At 35.8% G+C, this 14,640-nt stretch carries 17 protein-coding genes; 10 read left to right on the top strand and 7 right to left on the bottom strand.

Translation table 11 applies throughout. From position 1 onward, the window contains the following. Positions 1-86: 86 nt before the first annotated feature. Positions 87-542 carry a metal-dependent transcriptional regulator gene (locus tag NSIN_RS08045; protein WP_101010706.1) on the top strand — a complete coding sequence of 152 codons (456 nt, stop codon included), beginning with the start codon at positions 87-89 and terminating at the stop codon, positions 540-542. On the opposite strand, the gene NSIN_RS08040 is transcribed toward NSIN_RS08045, so the two are convergent. Continuing rightward, on the bottom strand, positions 543-2,372 hold the full coding sequence (locus NSIN_RS08040) for a PINc/VapC family ATPase (protein ID WP_245871949.1): 1,830 nt from the start codon (positions 2,370-2,372) through the stop codon (positions 543-545). Positions 2,373-2,422: 50 nt separating this feature from the next. Here NSIN_RS08040 and NSIN_RS08035 point away from each other — a divergent pair, with 50 nt between their 5' ends. Further along, on the top strand, positions 2,423-3,340 hold the full coding sequence (locus tag NSIN_RS08035) for a TackOD1 domain-containing metal-binding protein (protein ID WP_245871948.1): 918 nt from the start codon (positions 2,423-2,425) through the stop codon (positions 3,338-3,340). On the opposite strand, the gene NSIN_RS08030 is transcribed toward NSIN_RS08035, so the two are convergent. After that, positions 3,337-3,702 carry a response regulator gene (locus tag NSIN_RS08030; protein WP_101010705.1) on the bottom strand — a complete coding sequence of 122 codons (366 nt, stop codon included), beginning with the start codon at positions 3,700-3,702 and terminating at the stop codon, positions 3,337-3,339. The genes NSIN_RS08035 and NSIN_RS08030 overlap by 4 nt on opposite strands. Before the next feature lie 36 nt (positions 3,703-3,738). Beyond that, positions 3,739-4,110 carry an Hpt domain-containing protein gene (locus NSIN_RS08025; RefSeq protein ID WP_101010704.1) on the bottom strand — a complete coding sequence of 124 codons (372 nt, stop codon included), beginning with the start codon at positions 4,108-4,110 and terminating at the stop codon, positions 3,739-3,741. Positions 4,111-4,172: 62 nt separating this feature from the next. On the opposite strand from NSIN_RS08025, the gene NSIN_RS08020 reads away from it, so the two are divergent. From NSIN_RS08020 to NSIN_RS08005, 4 genes are read left to right on the top strand one after another with little or no spacing between them, the layout of a single operon-like run. After that, positions 4,173-6,044: a sensor histidine kinase gene (locus NSIN_RS08020; protein ID WP_165775290.1), complete on the top strand. Its 1,872-nt coding sequence runs from the start codon at positions 4,173-4,175 to the stop codon at positions 6,042-6,044. Positions 6,045-6,059: 15 nt separating this feature from the next. Next, the gene (locus tag NSIN_RS08015; RefSeq protein ID WP_101010702.1) at positions 6,060-7,487 is read left to right on the top strand and encodes a TldD/PmbA family protein; all 1,428 of its coding nucleotides are present in this window, start codon (positions 6,060-6,062) and stop codon (positions 7,485-7,487) included. Positions 7,488-7,515: 28 nt separating this feature from the next. Beyond that, on the top strand, positions 7,516-8,067 hold the full coding sequence (locus tag NSIN_RS08010; protein ID WP_177346306.1) for a uracil-DNA glycosylase: 552 nt from the start codon (positions 7,516-7,518) through the stop codon (positions 8,065-8,067). Next, on the top strand, positions 8,064-8,645 hold the full coding sequence (locus tag NSIN_RS08005; RefSeq protein WP_101010700.1) for a DNA-3-methyladenine glycosylase: 582 nt from the start codon (positions 8,064-8,066) through the stop codon (positions 8,643-8,645). The genes NSIN_RS08010 and NSIN_RS08005 overlap by 4 nt, the downstream gene beginning before the upstream one ends. Here the strand turns inward: NSIN_RS08005 and NSIN_RS08000 are convergent. Next, on the bottom strand, positions 8,640-9,854 hold the full coding sequence (locus NSIN_RS08000) for a S1C family serine protease (RefSeq protein ID WP_101010699.1): 1,215 nt from the start codon (positions 9,852-9,854) through the stop codon (positions 8,640-8,642). The two genes, NSIN_RS08005 and NSIN_RS08000, sit on opposite strands and share 6 nt — an antisense overlap. Positions 9,855-10,015: 161 nt before the next feature. Here NSIN_RS08000 and NSIN_RS07995 point away from each other — a divergent pair, with 161 nt between their 5' ends. Then, positions 10,016-10,504, top strand: a complete 489-nt coding sequence (locus tag NSIN_RS07995; RefSeq protein ID WP_165775289.1) for a cupredoxin domain-containing protein — start codon at positions 10,016-10,018, stop codon at positions 10,502-10,504. Between the two features lie 59 nt (positions 10,505-10,563). Beyond that, positions 10,564-10,944: a hypothetical protein gene (locus tag NSIN_RS07990; protein ID WP_101010840.1), complete on the top strand. Its 381-nt coding sequence runs from the start codon at positions 10,564-10,566 to the stop codon at positions 10,942-10,944. Here the strand turns inward: NSIN_RS07990 and NSIN_RS07985 are convergent. The 3 genes from NSIN_RS07985 to NSIN_RS07975 form a co-directional block, all read right to left on the bottom strand. After that, positions 10,941-11,249 carry a winged helix-turn-helix domain-containing protein gene (locus NSIN_RS07985; RefSeq protein ID WP_101010697.1) on the bottom strand — a complete coding sequence of 103 codons (309 nt, stop codon included), beginning with the start codon at positions 11,247-11,249 and terminating at the stop codon, positions 10,941-10,943. The two genes, NSIN_RS07990 and NSIN_RS07985, sit on opposite strands and share 4 nt — an antisense overlap. Positions 11,250-11,320: 71 nt before the next feature. Next, positions 11,321-12,763: a proline--tRNA ligase gene (proS, locus tag NSIN_RS07980; RefSeq protein ID WP_101010696.1), complete on the bottom strand. Its 1,443-nt coding sequence runs from the start codon at positions 12,761-12,763 to the stop codon at positions 11,321-11,323. 23 nt (positions 12,764-12,786) lie between these two features. Further along, positions 12,787-13,086, bottom strand: a complete 300-nt coding sequence (locus NSIN_RS07975; RefSeq protein WP_101010695.1) for a hypothetical protein — start codon at positions 13,084-13,086, stop codon at positions 12,787-12,789. Positions 13,087-13,188: 102 nt separating this feature from the next. Between NSIN_RS07975 and serB the strand changes: the two genes are divergently transcribed. Further along, positions 13,189-13,839 carry a phosphoserine phosphatase SerB gene (gene serB, locus NSIN_RS07970; protein WP_101010694.1) on the top strand — a complete coding sequence of 217 codons (651 nt, stop codon included), beginning with the start codon at positions 13,189-13,191 and terminating at the stop codon, positions 13,837-13,839. 35 nt (positions 13,840-13,874) lie between these two features. Continuing rightward, positions 13,875-14,615 carry a coenzyme F420-0:L-glutamate ligase gene (cofE, locus tag NSIN_RS07965; RefSeq protein WP_101010693.1) on the top strand — a complete coding sequence of 247 codons (741 nt, stop codon included), beginning with the start codon at positions 13,875-13,877 and terminating at the stop codon, positions 14,613-14,615. Positions 14,616-14,640 lie beyond the last annotated feature (25 nt).

Genomic DNA, 14,640 nt, shown 5'->3' with positions numbered 1-14,640 from the left:
TTCCATGCAAAAGATCAATCACAACTGGGTTAACATTTCTGATCAAGAGATTAGGTTATATGATTTCATGTATAATTATAAAAAATATGAAAGAAAAACATGCTGAAAGACTAGAATCTATTAAAGAGGCGCATAAATCTACAAAAACTGACTCTTCTCGTATTGAGGATTACCTTGAGGTCATATCAGAACTTGTTGAATTGAAGGGGTATGCTAATACTATTGATATTTCCAGATACTTGACTGTGAGTGCTCCTTCTGTTACAAAAATGCTTCAAAAACTTGCTGAAGGTGGATATCTAGAATATGAAAAATATAGAGGAATAAGTCTAACTCCGAAAGGCTCTTCATTGGCAGATGCGGTGAGACAAAAGCATGGCATTCTATTGGAATTCTTTAAAATGCTGGGAATAAATCATGAAATTGCAAATCAAGATGTAGAAGGCATAGAACATCATCTAAATCCTCAAACTATCAAACAGCTACGCAAGTTTATTGCGTTCTTAAAATCAAATCCTAAAATTCTTGAAAATTTTGAATAGCTAATCATGTACAGTTATTCGTATGTCTTCTTTAGACATCACTGCGTTGATTAATCGTTTTCCTGCGACAGATTTTTTTGCAATTATTATTCTACCGTTCTTTCCAACTCTGGTGGATGCTATGTTTTTGTCATTAACATAAATCTCTGCATCCATGCCTGATTTTGATATGTCTACTTCTAAAATGAAATTGTTCCCCGACTCTGACATTTCAAACCATTCTCCTCCTCTGGAAGATCCTCCATCTTTTGGCTCTACATCAATATGTACACCTAGTGTTCTTTCTAACTCATTCACGGTCGATCCACCTCGTCCTATTATTACGGGAATTGATTCTTTGCTAACACGTACTCTAATACTGCTGTTTGACAAAATCTCTATTTCAGCATCAGGATCAAATCTGCGTATTGTGTCTTTAATTTTTGATTCTGCTAGCTTCTCAATACCTCCACTCTTATTTTCTTTTGATATTGGAATTACTATGTTCTCTTCACCATATGTGTAAATTTCATATTCTAAATTATGATCCTCAAAGTTTCTGACCTCTATTACTGGTCTTGCCAAATCTTGTTCTGTCATGCCTGTGGGAACCTTTACTTTGAATTCTAATTCGTATACTTTAGAGATCTGTCCTGCTTTGATAAACACGACCGTGTCCAAAATGTGCGGAATCATCCCGAGTTCTACTTTTCCTATGAATCTCTGAATTGCATCCAGTGGTGCATGTGCGTGAACTACTCCCACCATGCCAACTCCTGCAAGTCTAAGATCTGAAAATACTCTAAAGTCATGATATCTTCTGACTTCATCAAATATTGTATAGTCTGGTCGTACAAGCAAAAGTATATCCGCAGCATTTTCAAAACTTCCTTCTAACTGTGTGTACTGTGTAACTTGTTTACCTACCTGTAAATCTCTTGGAGACTCGAATGTTTTCACTATCTTTCCCTTTGTGGCGTAGTAATCTGCAAGACTCGATGCAAGTGTACTTTTTCCAGATCCAGGAGATCCTGAAATTAGTATTCCTTCTGCCTTTTCTGACAGTCGTTGCATCAATTTTTCAGAAATTTTGTATTGTTCTAATGTCATTCGTACTATTGGATGAGTGATTGTAATTTCATAACTATTTGAAAATGGCGAATGAGTGACAACTATTCTGAAATCCTTATACTGAATAACAAGTGTTCCTGATTTTGAAATTTCTATCATTCCTAACTGCGTGGCACGGGATGCTTCTAAAATCTCGCTTGTGATGCCTTCTAAGTATTCTTTAGTCAATAATGTCTCTCCCACTGTTACAAGTGAAAACATGCCTGGCTTTCCACGTTTTGCAAGCGGAAGTGTACCCTCCTTAAGATGAATACTCATAGTCTGTTCATCGAAATATTTCTCAAATTCTAAATCTGAAATTTTCACTTGGGGTTTTGAATAGCTAGTCTTTACTCCTTCTGCTTGTGCAACTAAAGCTTGAACATAATCTGCAGTATAAAAAGTCGCTCCATTTTTTTTCGCGATGTCCTTTATTATGGCATCAATTCTGCCATGCCTAGCAAGCTTGATGTCGTCCATACTTGGTCTCTCGCCTTCAAATCGTAATGTTATGTTGTTCTTGTCTGCAAGTTCACGAATTTTCTTTATTTCTTCCAGTCCTACAAATCCATAATCCTTGTGTTGGGATGCTTGTGATTGTAGTTCATCTAATACTGCTACTGGTATTATGATCTCGCAATTTACAAGAGTGCCAGACTCAATAAGTTTTGTAATTTCTCCATCTATTATGATACTTGTGTCAACTACGAATTTTTCCACATTTGTACTCGTTTCTGACACCTATTAATCATAACTGTATTTAAAAATGACATGATGTGATATCCATGTTAATGTCTCTAATCTCGAATAAAAATGACGTACTGGTTATTGAAGATAGTCTGGCTACTACTCTCTTGCTAAGGGATTTTTTAAAAAAATTAGGATATGAAAATGTAGAGACTTGTAATAGCGGAAAAACTGGAATCAATTTATTTTCTGAACTAGAACGTGCTGGAAAAAATCCAATAGTCTTACTTGACTTTCATCTACCTGATATGGATGCCAATGAGGTCATGACACAAATCTTTAACATAAAACCTGATGCAAAAATCATACTTGAGACTGCTGATTCCAAATCTGATGAACCCATAAAGAATGCTCTTCGAAGTGGGGCTTATTTGTATATTGAAAAACCAATTAGATATGAAAATTTAAAAAATATTTTTGAAACCCTTGAACAAGAAAAATCAATACTTGAGGAAAAACCATCTGATAATACAAGTGTAATATTATCACACATGAACTCGCTGAAAAATGCAAGTCTTGCGCGACTTGCTGAATCTATTGGTGTGGAATCCAATCTGATAGAAAAATATTTGTTACAATTGGAAAATGAAAAAAAGATAATAAAAACTTATGATGTAAAAGAAATATCTTGCATAAAATGTAACTCGGTTCGAATATCCCTGCATTTCTTTTGTCCCTCCTGTGGAAATTATAACTTCGGCCAAGGTAAGTTGATTGAACATTTCAAATGTGGAAATGTGTCTACAGAAAACTCTTACAAAGAAAATAAATGTCCTAAATGTAAAAAAGAAATTAAAATCTTAGGAGTAGATTACAAAACAATGGATAATTATTATATCTGTAATGATTGCAATAATAAATTCTCAGAACCATCTCAAAATTATGTCTGTGCCAAATGTGGTAACATATTTCAATTAGAAAATGCTCATTGGATAACTAGTACTGGATATAAGATAATTTAGTTAGATGTGGATACTTTATTGATAGTGTCTAGCACATCTTGAAAGTTAAATGGCTTTAGAATATATGCACGTGCTCCTACTTTCAAACAGTCCTTTATTGTTTCCTGATTGTCACTAGCTGAAATCATAATGACTTTTGCATGTGGATCGTGCTCCATTATCTCTTTTAGTGCCATGAGACCGTCTTTTTTTGGCATTGCCATGTCTAGCAAAACTATGTTTGGTTTTGCTCTCTTGTATTCTTCCAAAATCTGAATCCCACTTGATAAATCTGCAACCATGTGATGTTGTCCTATTGTTAGGATGTCCCTTAAGACCATGCGTATTGCATCGGAATCATCAACTATCATGACCTTGACCATGATGTGATATATTGAGTCCGTCTATATAATCAAGAGCTACTGATTGTCAAGAATCTTTGGGAATGCTTTTCTTACTTTTCTTTCAAAATCTTCGATTTCTCTGTCTAATCTGCCGTTGAAAAACTCGTGCATCCTGTATACTGAATCTGAAATTATGTCATAAGCACCATCTGTCATACCTTGTTTTATTACCTGTTTTGTGATAGAGTCGCTTATTTTCGCTAATTTGCCAATCTTTTCTTCGCCCATCATGGGTGCCAATCCCTTTATCTTGTGTAGGTGTTTTTCAATGTCTTTCATTCTTTCATAAAATTGCTGATCAGTTGTGCATGCACGAAATATTTCCTGAAGGCTATTTAACTCAGATTCAATTTCCTGTCTTGCTATCTTGAGAAATCTATCAGACATTTAACTAAATGTTACATATCTTTTATACTAACTTTTATACGCGTTTCTTGTATGCTTTTTCTGTGAATCTAACTCAAAAGACCTATCTTTTACTTGGTATAATAATTGGGGTTTCAGCTATAAACTTTTACCTCTTAATTTTCTCATCACAACAAAATCAAGATATTCTTCATTCTATTAGTTATGCAAGTGATCTCAAAGTAATTGTTGAAAGAATAGGAGGAACAGCTAATTCTATTGCAAGTGGGAATGAAAACGATAGGCCAGTTCTCGAAAGTCAAATATCTGATTTTGACTTGACATACCAAACACTTGGAACTGGAGGAAATATCGGAGGGCTAAATATTGTTTCAGTTCCTCCTTCACTGATACCTGCATATGAAAGCGTTGGTAACGCTTGGGCTCCGTATAAAGAGGATGCAGAAAAGATAAAAAAAGAAAACATATTCGATTCCAGAGCTAGGGATGATTTGACGTACATTCTAAGTAAAAATGGTGAATTGATATCTCTTACAAATAACGTTGTAAACGATCTTACTCCTTTGGATCGAAATTATAACAAACACAAACTGATTGCACTTGATATGGTGAATCTTGCTAAGGACATTGGTGAGAAAACATTGTTATATTCTATTGGCGAGGGAGGCAATGTTTCTTCTACTTTGAAACAAGATAGAGTATTCTTTGATGCTGATCTGAAAAAATTGGAGGGGTTTCCATTAGATGATCCTGAATTTGCAAGCTATGGTATAGTACCTGAAAATTTGGCCGAAATTCCACGACAAAACTCTGATTCCATACGACAACTTGATCCTCTCTGGCAATCCGTTCGTGTAAAAATAATATATGTGGAATCTAATTCTTTACTGTCAAAAGATTTTGGAGCAGCACTTGATAAGTTGAATTCACAACGAAACGTATTACTCAATTCTACCTCTGATTTTGTAAATCAATGGAACGGTATGATTGACTCACAACTTCATGATAAGGTGATAATTGTGCAGATATTCATTATAGCAGACATTGTCATATTCATAATAGTTGTATTATCCATTAGAAAATCTCTCTTACCACTTGATATGTTGATCAAAGCAATATCTCGTGTTCGAGAAGGATTCTATGGAGAAAAAATAGCTTATACTGCAAAAGATGAGATTGGAGAACTTGCTAATACGTTTAATGCAATGTCTCTAACAATACAGAAAAAAGAAGATGATGCAAAAAAAATTGAGACTGCAAAAGATGAGTTTCTTGCAATGGTAACTCATGAATTGAAAACTCCTCTAGTTCCAATCCAAGGGTATTCTGACATATTGCTTGGAGAACATCTTGGTGCTCTAAATCCAATTCAAAAAGAACGATTGAAAATAATTAGTTCTAGTGCTTCCACTCTATTACAACTCATATCTGATCTTCTCGATGCACAAAAACTAGAACTAGGACAACTTAGAATTAAAAAAGAAGTACATAACCTGAAAGATACTGTGGAAAAGGCAATAGTAGGAATGCAACCTCAAGCATTGTCTGATGAAATTTCTCTTTCATATGAACCAAAGAAGGATGTGTCTGCATTTTATGATGAAGAAAGAATAAAACAAGTACTTACTAACCTTATTAAAAATAGTCTTAAAGCAACAAATCCAAAAACCGGTAAAATTAAAGTAATTTTAGAAGATAAAGAAAATGAAGTTGTAGTCTCTGTTAAAGATAATGGGAGAGGAATCCCTGCTGAAGCAAGAGATAACATCTTTAAAAAATTCTATCAGGTTGATACCACAAGTACCAGGGAAAAGGGAGGTAGTGGTCTTGGATTATCAATTTGCAAAGGAATTGTTGAGGCACATGGAGGCAGTATATGGATGAAAAATGATACTCCTGGAACTACCTTCTCATTTACTATTCCGAAAACTTTGATACATAAAACTCCTGTATGAGATGATGTCTGATCTTTGACTAAAACATCTCTAGAAGACTATGCTGATAAAGCAATCACAATAGCACTTGATGCAGGTTCAGAATACTGTGATATAAGATCTGAGTTTATACAAACAACCGGTTTTATAATTGAAAACGGAATAGTAGAAAGTTTCACATCTTCAAATGATTCTGGTCTTGGGATTAGAGTGTTGGTTGACGGTGCATGGGGATTTTACTCCATGTCTCAACCCACTTCGTTTGATATGGTGAAAGAAAACATAGTAAAAATTGTAAAAACTGCAAAGCACTATTCTGAAAATAAAAAACATAAAGTAAAACTTGCTGAAGTCAAATCATTTACTGATTATGTGAAATCTCCTCTGCAGGTTGAGCCTAGCATTGAAGAGATGATGAAAATTGGAATTGATGCAGATAATATAATTCGGACCAGAAAAAATATAGTTAAATCCACTGTATCGATGCGACACGATAAATTTCAAAAATATTTTGTAAACACAGATGGTTCCAAGATAACACATGTTTTTGATGATGTGCTTGTAAATATGTCTGCAACTGCACATTATGGTGGACTCACAGAATCGGTAAATACCACTGAGGGTGGTAGAGGTGGAATGGAAATGATAACTGGTAAAAATGATATTTGTGATGATGCTAACTCTATATCTGAAAAAGCAGTTGCTCTGCTTGATGCTAAGACAGTCAAAGAGGAAAAAGCAACAGTAGTTATGAATCCTGATTTTGTGGCATTACTTACTCATGAAATACTTGGTCATCCTTCAGAAGCTGACAGAGTACTGGGAAAAGAAATGGCTTGGGCTGGAGGTGCTTGGTGGACGGGAAAACTTGGTACCGAGATAGGTCCAAAAGAACTCAATGTGTTTGATGATCCTACTTTGCCATCAAATCTTGGTTGGTACAAATATGATGATGAAGGAGTTCCTGCTAATAAAAAAACACTTGTTGAGGAAGGCATACTGTGTAATCATATGCATAGTAGAGAAACTGCTGCATTATTTGATACTGCTCCAAATTCTTCTATGAGAGCAACTAATTATTCATTTATGCCTCTCATAAGAATGGCTTGTACGTGTATTTCTCCTGGTACTTGGAGTCCGGATGAGATGATAAAAGATGTAAAAGATGGATTTTTGATTTGTAACATGAAGATCCCGTCAATAGACATGTTGAGATACAATTGGAGTATTTCGTGTCAATATGCTATTAAAATCAAAAATGGCGAACTGGGCCAACTGTTGAGAGATGTTGTTGTAATGGGTAACTCTCCGGAATTCTTTCAATCTATTGATGCATGTGGAACTGATTTCAAAACAAGGCCCATCGACAATTGTGGAAAAGGAGACCCAATGCAAATAATGAGAATGGGTAATGGTGGACCACACCTACGTGGAAAATCAACTGTAAAGAGTGTGATGATTTGAATTGTCTGAATTAACTAATGTGCGAAACATGGTTATTTCTTGTACTAATTGTGATCTCTGTAAATCAAGGACCAATGCTGTACCTGGAATTGGAAACGAAGAATCGGATGTTATTTTTGTTGGAGAAGCACCAGGTAGAAATGAAGATCTTCAAGGAAAACCGTTTGTGGGAACTGCAGGACAAATTCTTTCAGAGGCTCTTGAATATGCGGGATTTTCACGCGATGAAGTTTATATCACAAATGTTGTAAAATGCAGACCGCCAAACAACAGACAACCACAGGCAGAAGAAAGATCATCCTGTAAACCATATCTCTCAAAAGAACTAGAAATAATAAACCCAAAAATAATATGCATCTTGGGAAATACTGCCTATAATTCGTTACTTGATGGTAGCGCTATAACTAAAAATCGTGGTAAGGTTATAAAAAATAAAGACAAGTTGTATTTTGTGACAGTTCATCCAGCCGCTGTGATATACAATCCTTCTCTAAGGCAAGTGTTAAAAGATGATTTTGTTTCTCTTGCAGGTATCTTGGATAAACTAAGAAAGGGCATCAATGTAGAATATTCTAAATGACTGTAATACCACGCTCGTTTTATGGCTGTGACACAGTTGATGTTGCAAAAAAATTGCTTGGTAAAATTCTAGTCAGGCAAATAAATGGTGAGATGATATCCGGGATTATTGTTGAAACTGAAGCGTATCGATACAAAGATGATGAAGCCAGTCATACTTATCGTGGGATGACTAAGAGAAATAGGGCCATGTTTGGTCAAGTAGGAAAAGCCTATGTCTATTTTACGTATGGGATGCATTATTGTGTAAACGCTGTTGCACGAAGCCCTGATTATGAAGCAGGTGCGGTATTACTGCGCTCTCTTGTGCCTCAACAAGGGATTGATTTTATGATGCGACAGCGTAGCACATCTGATATTTCTAATCTTACTAATGGGCCTGCAAAATTGACTCAGGCTTTGAATGTCACAATACATGAGTATGGAGAAGATCTGACCAAACAATCTGGATTGTACATTATTGAGGGACTGAAAATTAAAAAATCTGATATTGTGTCTGGACCTAGAATTGGGATAAAAAAAGCGACTGACAAAATGTGGAATTTCAAACTCAGAACGGATGTTCTTTCAAAACTATGATGATGGTGTGGGTCTTGCACCGAGTGTGGCTGTTAGATCAACTGATTTTCCTTCCCTGAATACTGTCAACACCACCTTGTCTCCTACGTTCTTCTGTTCATCTAGGTATGCAATGACATCATAAATTGTTCTTACTTGATGACCATCTATTGCCGTGATAATGTCTCCTCCATGTAGTATGTTATTTTGATCTGGAGTTGCTGGCGTAATTCCTGCCTTGTCTGCAGGTCCTCCTTTTACTATACTTTCTACAATTACTCCTTTGAAGTTTCTAGCAAGTCCATTTGCAAGGGATACATCTGGATCAAGACTTCTTCCTGATATCCCTAGATATGGATGTGAATAATTTCCATTTTTAATTAATACTGGAACTATTCTGCTGATGGTATTTGATGGTACTGCAAATCCAATGCCTGCAAAATCACCAGTGTTTGTCCTTATTGCGGTATTCATTCCTACTACTTGACCATTCAAGTCTAGTAGTGGTCCTCCTGAATTTCCTGGATTTATGGCTGCATCGACTTGTATAACATCAGGTATTGAAAATCCAGCCGCATTTTCATTTGGAAGTAATCTACCTATTTGACTAATTATTCCTGTTGTCATGGTGTCACTTAGTCCAAAGGGATTGCCAATTGCTATGACTTGTTGGCCTACATCTAGGTTTGATGAATTGCCCAGAGTTAAAGGAACAAGTGTCTCATCTGAAAAGTTATCCATTATCTGTATTACTGCAATGTCATTTCCTGGGTCAGTGCCTATGACTTTTGCAGTATATGTATTACCATCTATAAATGAAACGTTGACTGTCTTTGAACCATCAACTACGTGATTATTGGTAATTATTCTCCCATCTTTGTCATAGATGAAACCTGAGCCTAATCTTGTAGATTGGCTTTCTAATGGCTGACCGTTGATTATGACACTGTCATCAACTGAAGATACTCTACTTGTTATTTGAACAACAGAATTTTCAGTCTTTTTGAAGATATGTGTAAGAGTAGAGTCCATCACGATGGGGCTAGATGTGTCTCCTGTTCCAGGCGGTCCTGGTGGGCCGGGAGGTCCTGGTGGGCCCTGTGGACCAGGCGGTCCTTGAACAGTTGCCTGTGATGTGTCTCCTAATATTCTGTTGTTACTGTATTGCAACACTACTGTGGCAGCAAGTACAATTATGACTCCCAAGAGTATTGTTTCTAATCGTTTCATGTTAAAACCTCAGGGAAAATTCTGTTGTTCAAAATATTATATTTTACTATCAATTGTTCCTTCAAAATTATCATCTCGTGAAAATGAACTTTTTAGTAATATCTTTTACTAAACTTGGGTAATCATTACATAAATATACACACCTATCACTGACTTTGTTGTTGACTAAGAAACAGAAGAAAGGAAGTTCTAGTCCAGTTTCTAAAGGTCTAGTAATAACTATTGCAGTTATCGCAGTTGCTGTGGCAGGAGGCGTCTACTATCTGTGGGAGTCTGCAACACCTGTTAATGTGGATCATCCTGTATTTGCAACCGCTACTAATGTCTACATCTTGGCAATACATAATGATCAAGGATATGCATATGATGAACAATCTACTAAGACCGGAAAGAAGGCTATATCGGGTGTCAATATTGATCCTTCAATCCATATTCCAAAAGGAACATTGGTCTCATTACATGTGATAAATGAAGACAAAGATACGGGCTCTGATCAGGATCTGAACATTGATGCCTTTAATGTTCATACAAGACATTTGAAATACTTTGAAGCACAAACAATCAATTTCCTTGCCGATAAAGAGGGCACCTATTCATATTATTCCACAATTCATCCTGAAATGAAAGGTACGCTTACAGTTGATCCATAAATTGATTTACAAAGTATTTTTCACAAAGTTTGTAACCTCTGATGGAAGGCTATGTCAAAATGAGTGATGATACACAGTCTTCTCGTCGTGATGTACTTGATCTAATGGATAACTTTATCAGTAAAATACTTGAAATTCGAAAAATACTTCTCGGTGTTTCACTTTCCGGTTTTATTCTAGCTCCTTTTGCAATAGGATTGTCGATATTTCTTATTACACACCCACATTTTTTCATAGTGCTTGAACGCGAATATGAGTTTGGCATAGCACTTGGCATCTTGTTGGGTGTGATTATATCGTTATCTTCTATTTGGATGATTACAGGCATACGACAATATGTTGCATTGAAATCATGGAATAAAAAATATCGTGAATACCTACAACAAAAAGATGAACTAGATAAAAAAATTGCATCACAATATGGTCTAGATCAAGATTAGATTTCTTTCTGATCTTGTTTCTTTCTCGGAAATAATGTTTCGTAGGGTTCTAATATTGTTCTACAAAATTCGACTCCTCTTGCTGTAGGTTTGTATATTGTAATGATGCGTTTACCCAAACGTCTTTCTTCACTTTGAATAAGATTATTTGATTCTAATTCATCAAGTATGGATTTGTGTTTTTTCAAGTTTAATCCGCAAAAACTTACCAATGCAGTTTGATTTAGTTCTCCATATTGGACTAGAGTAATTATAATGTCCTTTATTATGTAAATTCTATCTCTGTATGAGCTCGTTCCAGACACTTGCTATGCCACCGCCCTGATGTTGTAATTGTAATATGTAATTGCCATGTTGTGCAGGCATATGATCATTTCTAGTAACTTCTCGCAAAAATTGCAGTTGTTGTACTTGCATTGTTACAAATAATGCATTTTGAATCGCTATTTTTGGCATCAAATGGAATGACTCTGATATCTGCACCTGTAGTTTCTTTTATGGTCTCCTCACATTCTTGTTTTCCGCACCACGGCGAATGAAGAAAAGCTCCTTTCTCCATTTCTGTTTTGAAGATCTCAAAGTCTGTCACATGTTTTGTTTTTTCTCTGAGTAGGGATTTTGCATTTTCAAAAAGAGTTTGTTGGATGTCATTTAGCATGTTGATTATTCCGTTTTCTGTATCAACAAATGGTAAATCACTTTTTTTAAGACTGTCTCGTCTGACAAGAACCATTTTTCCTTTTGCAATATCTTTTGGTCCTATTTCTATTCTCAAAGGAACTCCTTTCATTTCCCAATCGTGGAATTTGTATCCTGGAGTTACCTCGTCTCGTGAGTCTATGTGAACACGAAGATTGTGTTTTGCGAGGATTTCTTTTATCTCAGTTGCTTTGTCCAACACTAATTTCATATCTGATGGCGAATAGTATATCGGAACAATCACTGTTTGTATTGGGGCAACTCGTGGTGGTAGCACTAGTCCTTTGTCATCACCATGAATCATAATTAGTGCTCCTATTAGTCTCCATGAGACACCCCATGATGTTTGCCAAGCAAATGTCTCTACATTCTGTTTATCTAAAAACTTCACATCAAATGGTTTTGAAAAGTTCTGCCCCAAGAAATGAGATGTTCCCATTTGTAATGCCTTACCATCTGGCATTATGGATTCCATTGTTGTAGTATATACAGCTCCTACAAATTTCTCCTTGTCACTCTTCCTGCCTGTAATTACTGGGATGGCTAATTCTTCTTCAACTGTTTTTTTGTACATTTCAAGTATTTCTATAACCTCCTTTTCGGCTTCTTCTCTGGTTGTATGGACTGTATGTCCTTCTTGCCATAAAAATTCTGATGTTCGTAAAAATGGCTTGGTGGCCTTGATCTCTGCTCTTAATGCGGTATTCCAAAAATTGATCTTAACTGGAAGATCTCTCCAACTCTTTATCCATTTTGAATACATGGAATATGCTAATGCTTCTGAAGTTGGTCTCAAAGCTAGTCTGTCTCCTATCTCTGTTTCTCCAGAATGAGTAACCCAGAATACTTCTGGAGTAAAACCTGCAAAATGATCTGATTCTTTACTAAGTAATGATTCTGGTATCAGAACTGGAAGAAATCCGTTTTCATGACCTGTTGCTTTTAATTTTTGATCAAGTGATAACTTGAGTGATTCCCATATTGAATATCCATATGGTCTTAAAACAATCAAACCTTTTACCGGAGCATAATCGGCAAGGTGTGCTTTCAATACTACTTGGGTATACCATTCACTAAAATCTTCATTTTTTTTAGATGTAATTCCTATTTCTTTACTCAATTACAATCTTTCTTATTGTTATACTAATGAGCTTTCTGATTTAATGTGTCGCCTTTGCAAAGTACCTGACCTGATACTCTGCTTTGAAAATTGGGACAGACAAAGCATTGTATGAACGCGATCTCATTTTTCAAAACAGGGCAATCGACTGACTCTTCTTTCATGCGTTTGAGCATCTTTGGACTTACTCCTTTTAGCTTTAGTTTTCCTTTTTCATCCATCATGCCTGATGATTTTAGCTCACTCTTTGTTTCATCTGTTAGCTTGATGGCCTTTGCAGCAACTTTTACTGGTACTTCGTATTTATGTGGAAGTTCAGCCATGTTTTTCAGCTTGCAAAGCTTGAATATATTACTAGTGGTGGATGAATCTGAAGATCGCTCAAGATTAATATAATCTGATTTGCGGTTTGAAAGAAGAAACTGATGTTAGCAATCTTTGATGTTGAAGGTGTATTACTTGATGCAGAATTTCTCCCAATACTTGCCGAAAAAATTAACAAACAAGATGAGATATGGGCTATAACAAGACTGGGCATTGAAGGTAAGATCAATTGGGAGGAGGGGTTAAAGAAGAGAATTGAATTGCTTCGTGGAATAGATTTTCAAACATGTAAGGAAGTTTCTGATTCTCTAAAGATAATGACTGGTGCTAAAGAGGCATGCAGGGCATTAAAGGCAGCTGGATGGAAAATAATGGCAGTGTCAGGTGGATTTACTATGATGACTGATAGGCTAAAAGATGAACTAGATCTTGATCATGTATTTTCTAATGAACTGATCTTCAAAGATGGTAAACTTGATGGAGTGGTAATAGATGTTGACTCGGACAAAGCCAAGTCTGCTATGATAAAAATAAAAGAATGGGGTGAAAAGAAAGAAAATATTGTTGTAGTTGTAGATGGTGCAAATGACATTAAATTATTTAACATATGTGGTTTTGGAGTTGCATTTAGGGCACAAGATATGGTGAAAGAATTGGCAACTGTAACACTTGAAGAAAAAGATCTTTCCAAACTTATTGGATTGATAAACAAACATTATGGATTAAAAATACCGTTACAAACAATCGCTTAAACAGGATTTTTAACTGACACCGACAGATACGAGTTATGTCTTTACAAATAATTCCCGTATCTATTTTAGAAGATATTTCCTTTGGGGATGACTTGGTTGATGTACTGTTAAAGACCAAAGTGGGTCGCTCTATAAAAGATGGCGACATTTTGATATTTACACAAAAAATTATATCAAAACAAGAAGGCAGAAAAATCAACCTCTCTGAGATTAATCCTTCACTTTTGGCTATTGGAATTGCAGGTGCTTATGAAAAGGACCCTAGAATAGTACAACTCATACTTGATGAGACAAAAAGAATTGTACGCATGAAAAATGGTATAATCATATCTCAAACACCTCAAGGGCTTGTATGTGCAAATGCTGGTGTTGATGAAAGCAATGTAGAAAAAGGATTTGCAACATTGTTGCCAAAAGACTCTGATAAATCTGCACAAAAAATAAGGCGCAAAATAAAGGCAAAGACCGGCAAAGACATTGCTGTGTTGATATCTGATACATTTGGCAGACCATTTAGAGAGGGACAAACAGATGTGGCAATAGGAATGTCTGGAATCTCTCCTATTGTTGACTATAAAGGAAAACACGATACATTCAAGCGCATACTTCGAGTTACAGAGATTGCAATTGCAGATGAAATATGTTCTGCAAGTGAGCTAGTACGTGGGAAAATGTCTGGCACACCTATTGCAATTGTTAGAAACTATAATTTCGATAAAAAAAATGGTAGCCTTGACGATCTATTGCGAAACAAGTCGCTTGACCTATTTAGATAGGTAAAAACTATGAAATAAAGAATAT

The organism is Candidatus Nitrosotalea sinensis, assembly GCF_900143675.1.
In the GTDB taxonomy this organism is placed as follows: Archaea; Thermoproteota; Nitrososphaeria; order Nitrososphaerales; family Nitrosopumilaceae; genus Nitrosotalea; species Nitrosotalea sinensis.
Note: the sequence above shows the minus strand (reverse complement) of the source record. Positions and strands in the feature narration are given on the sequence as shown.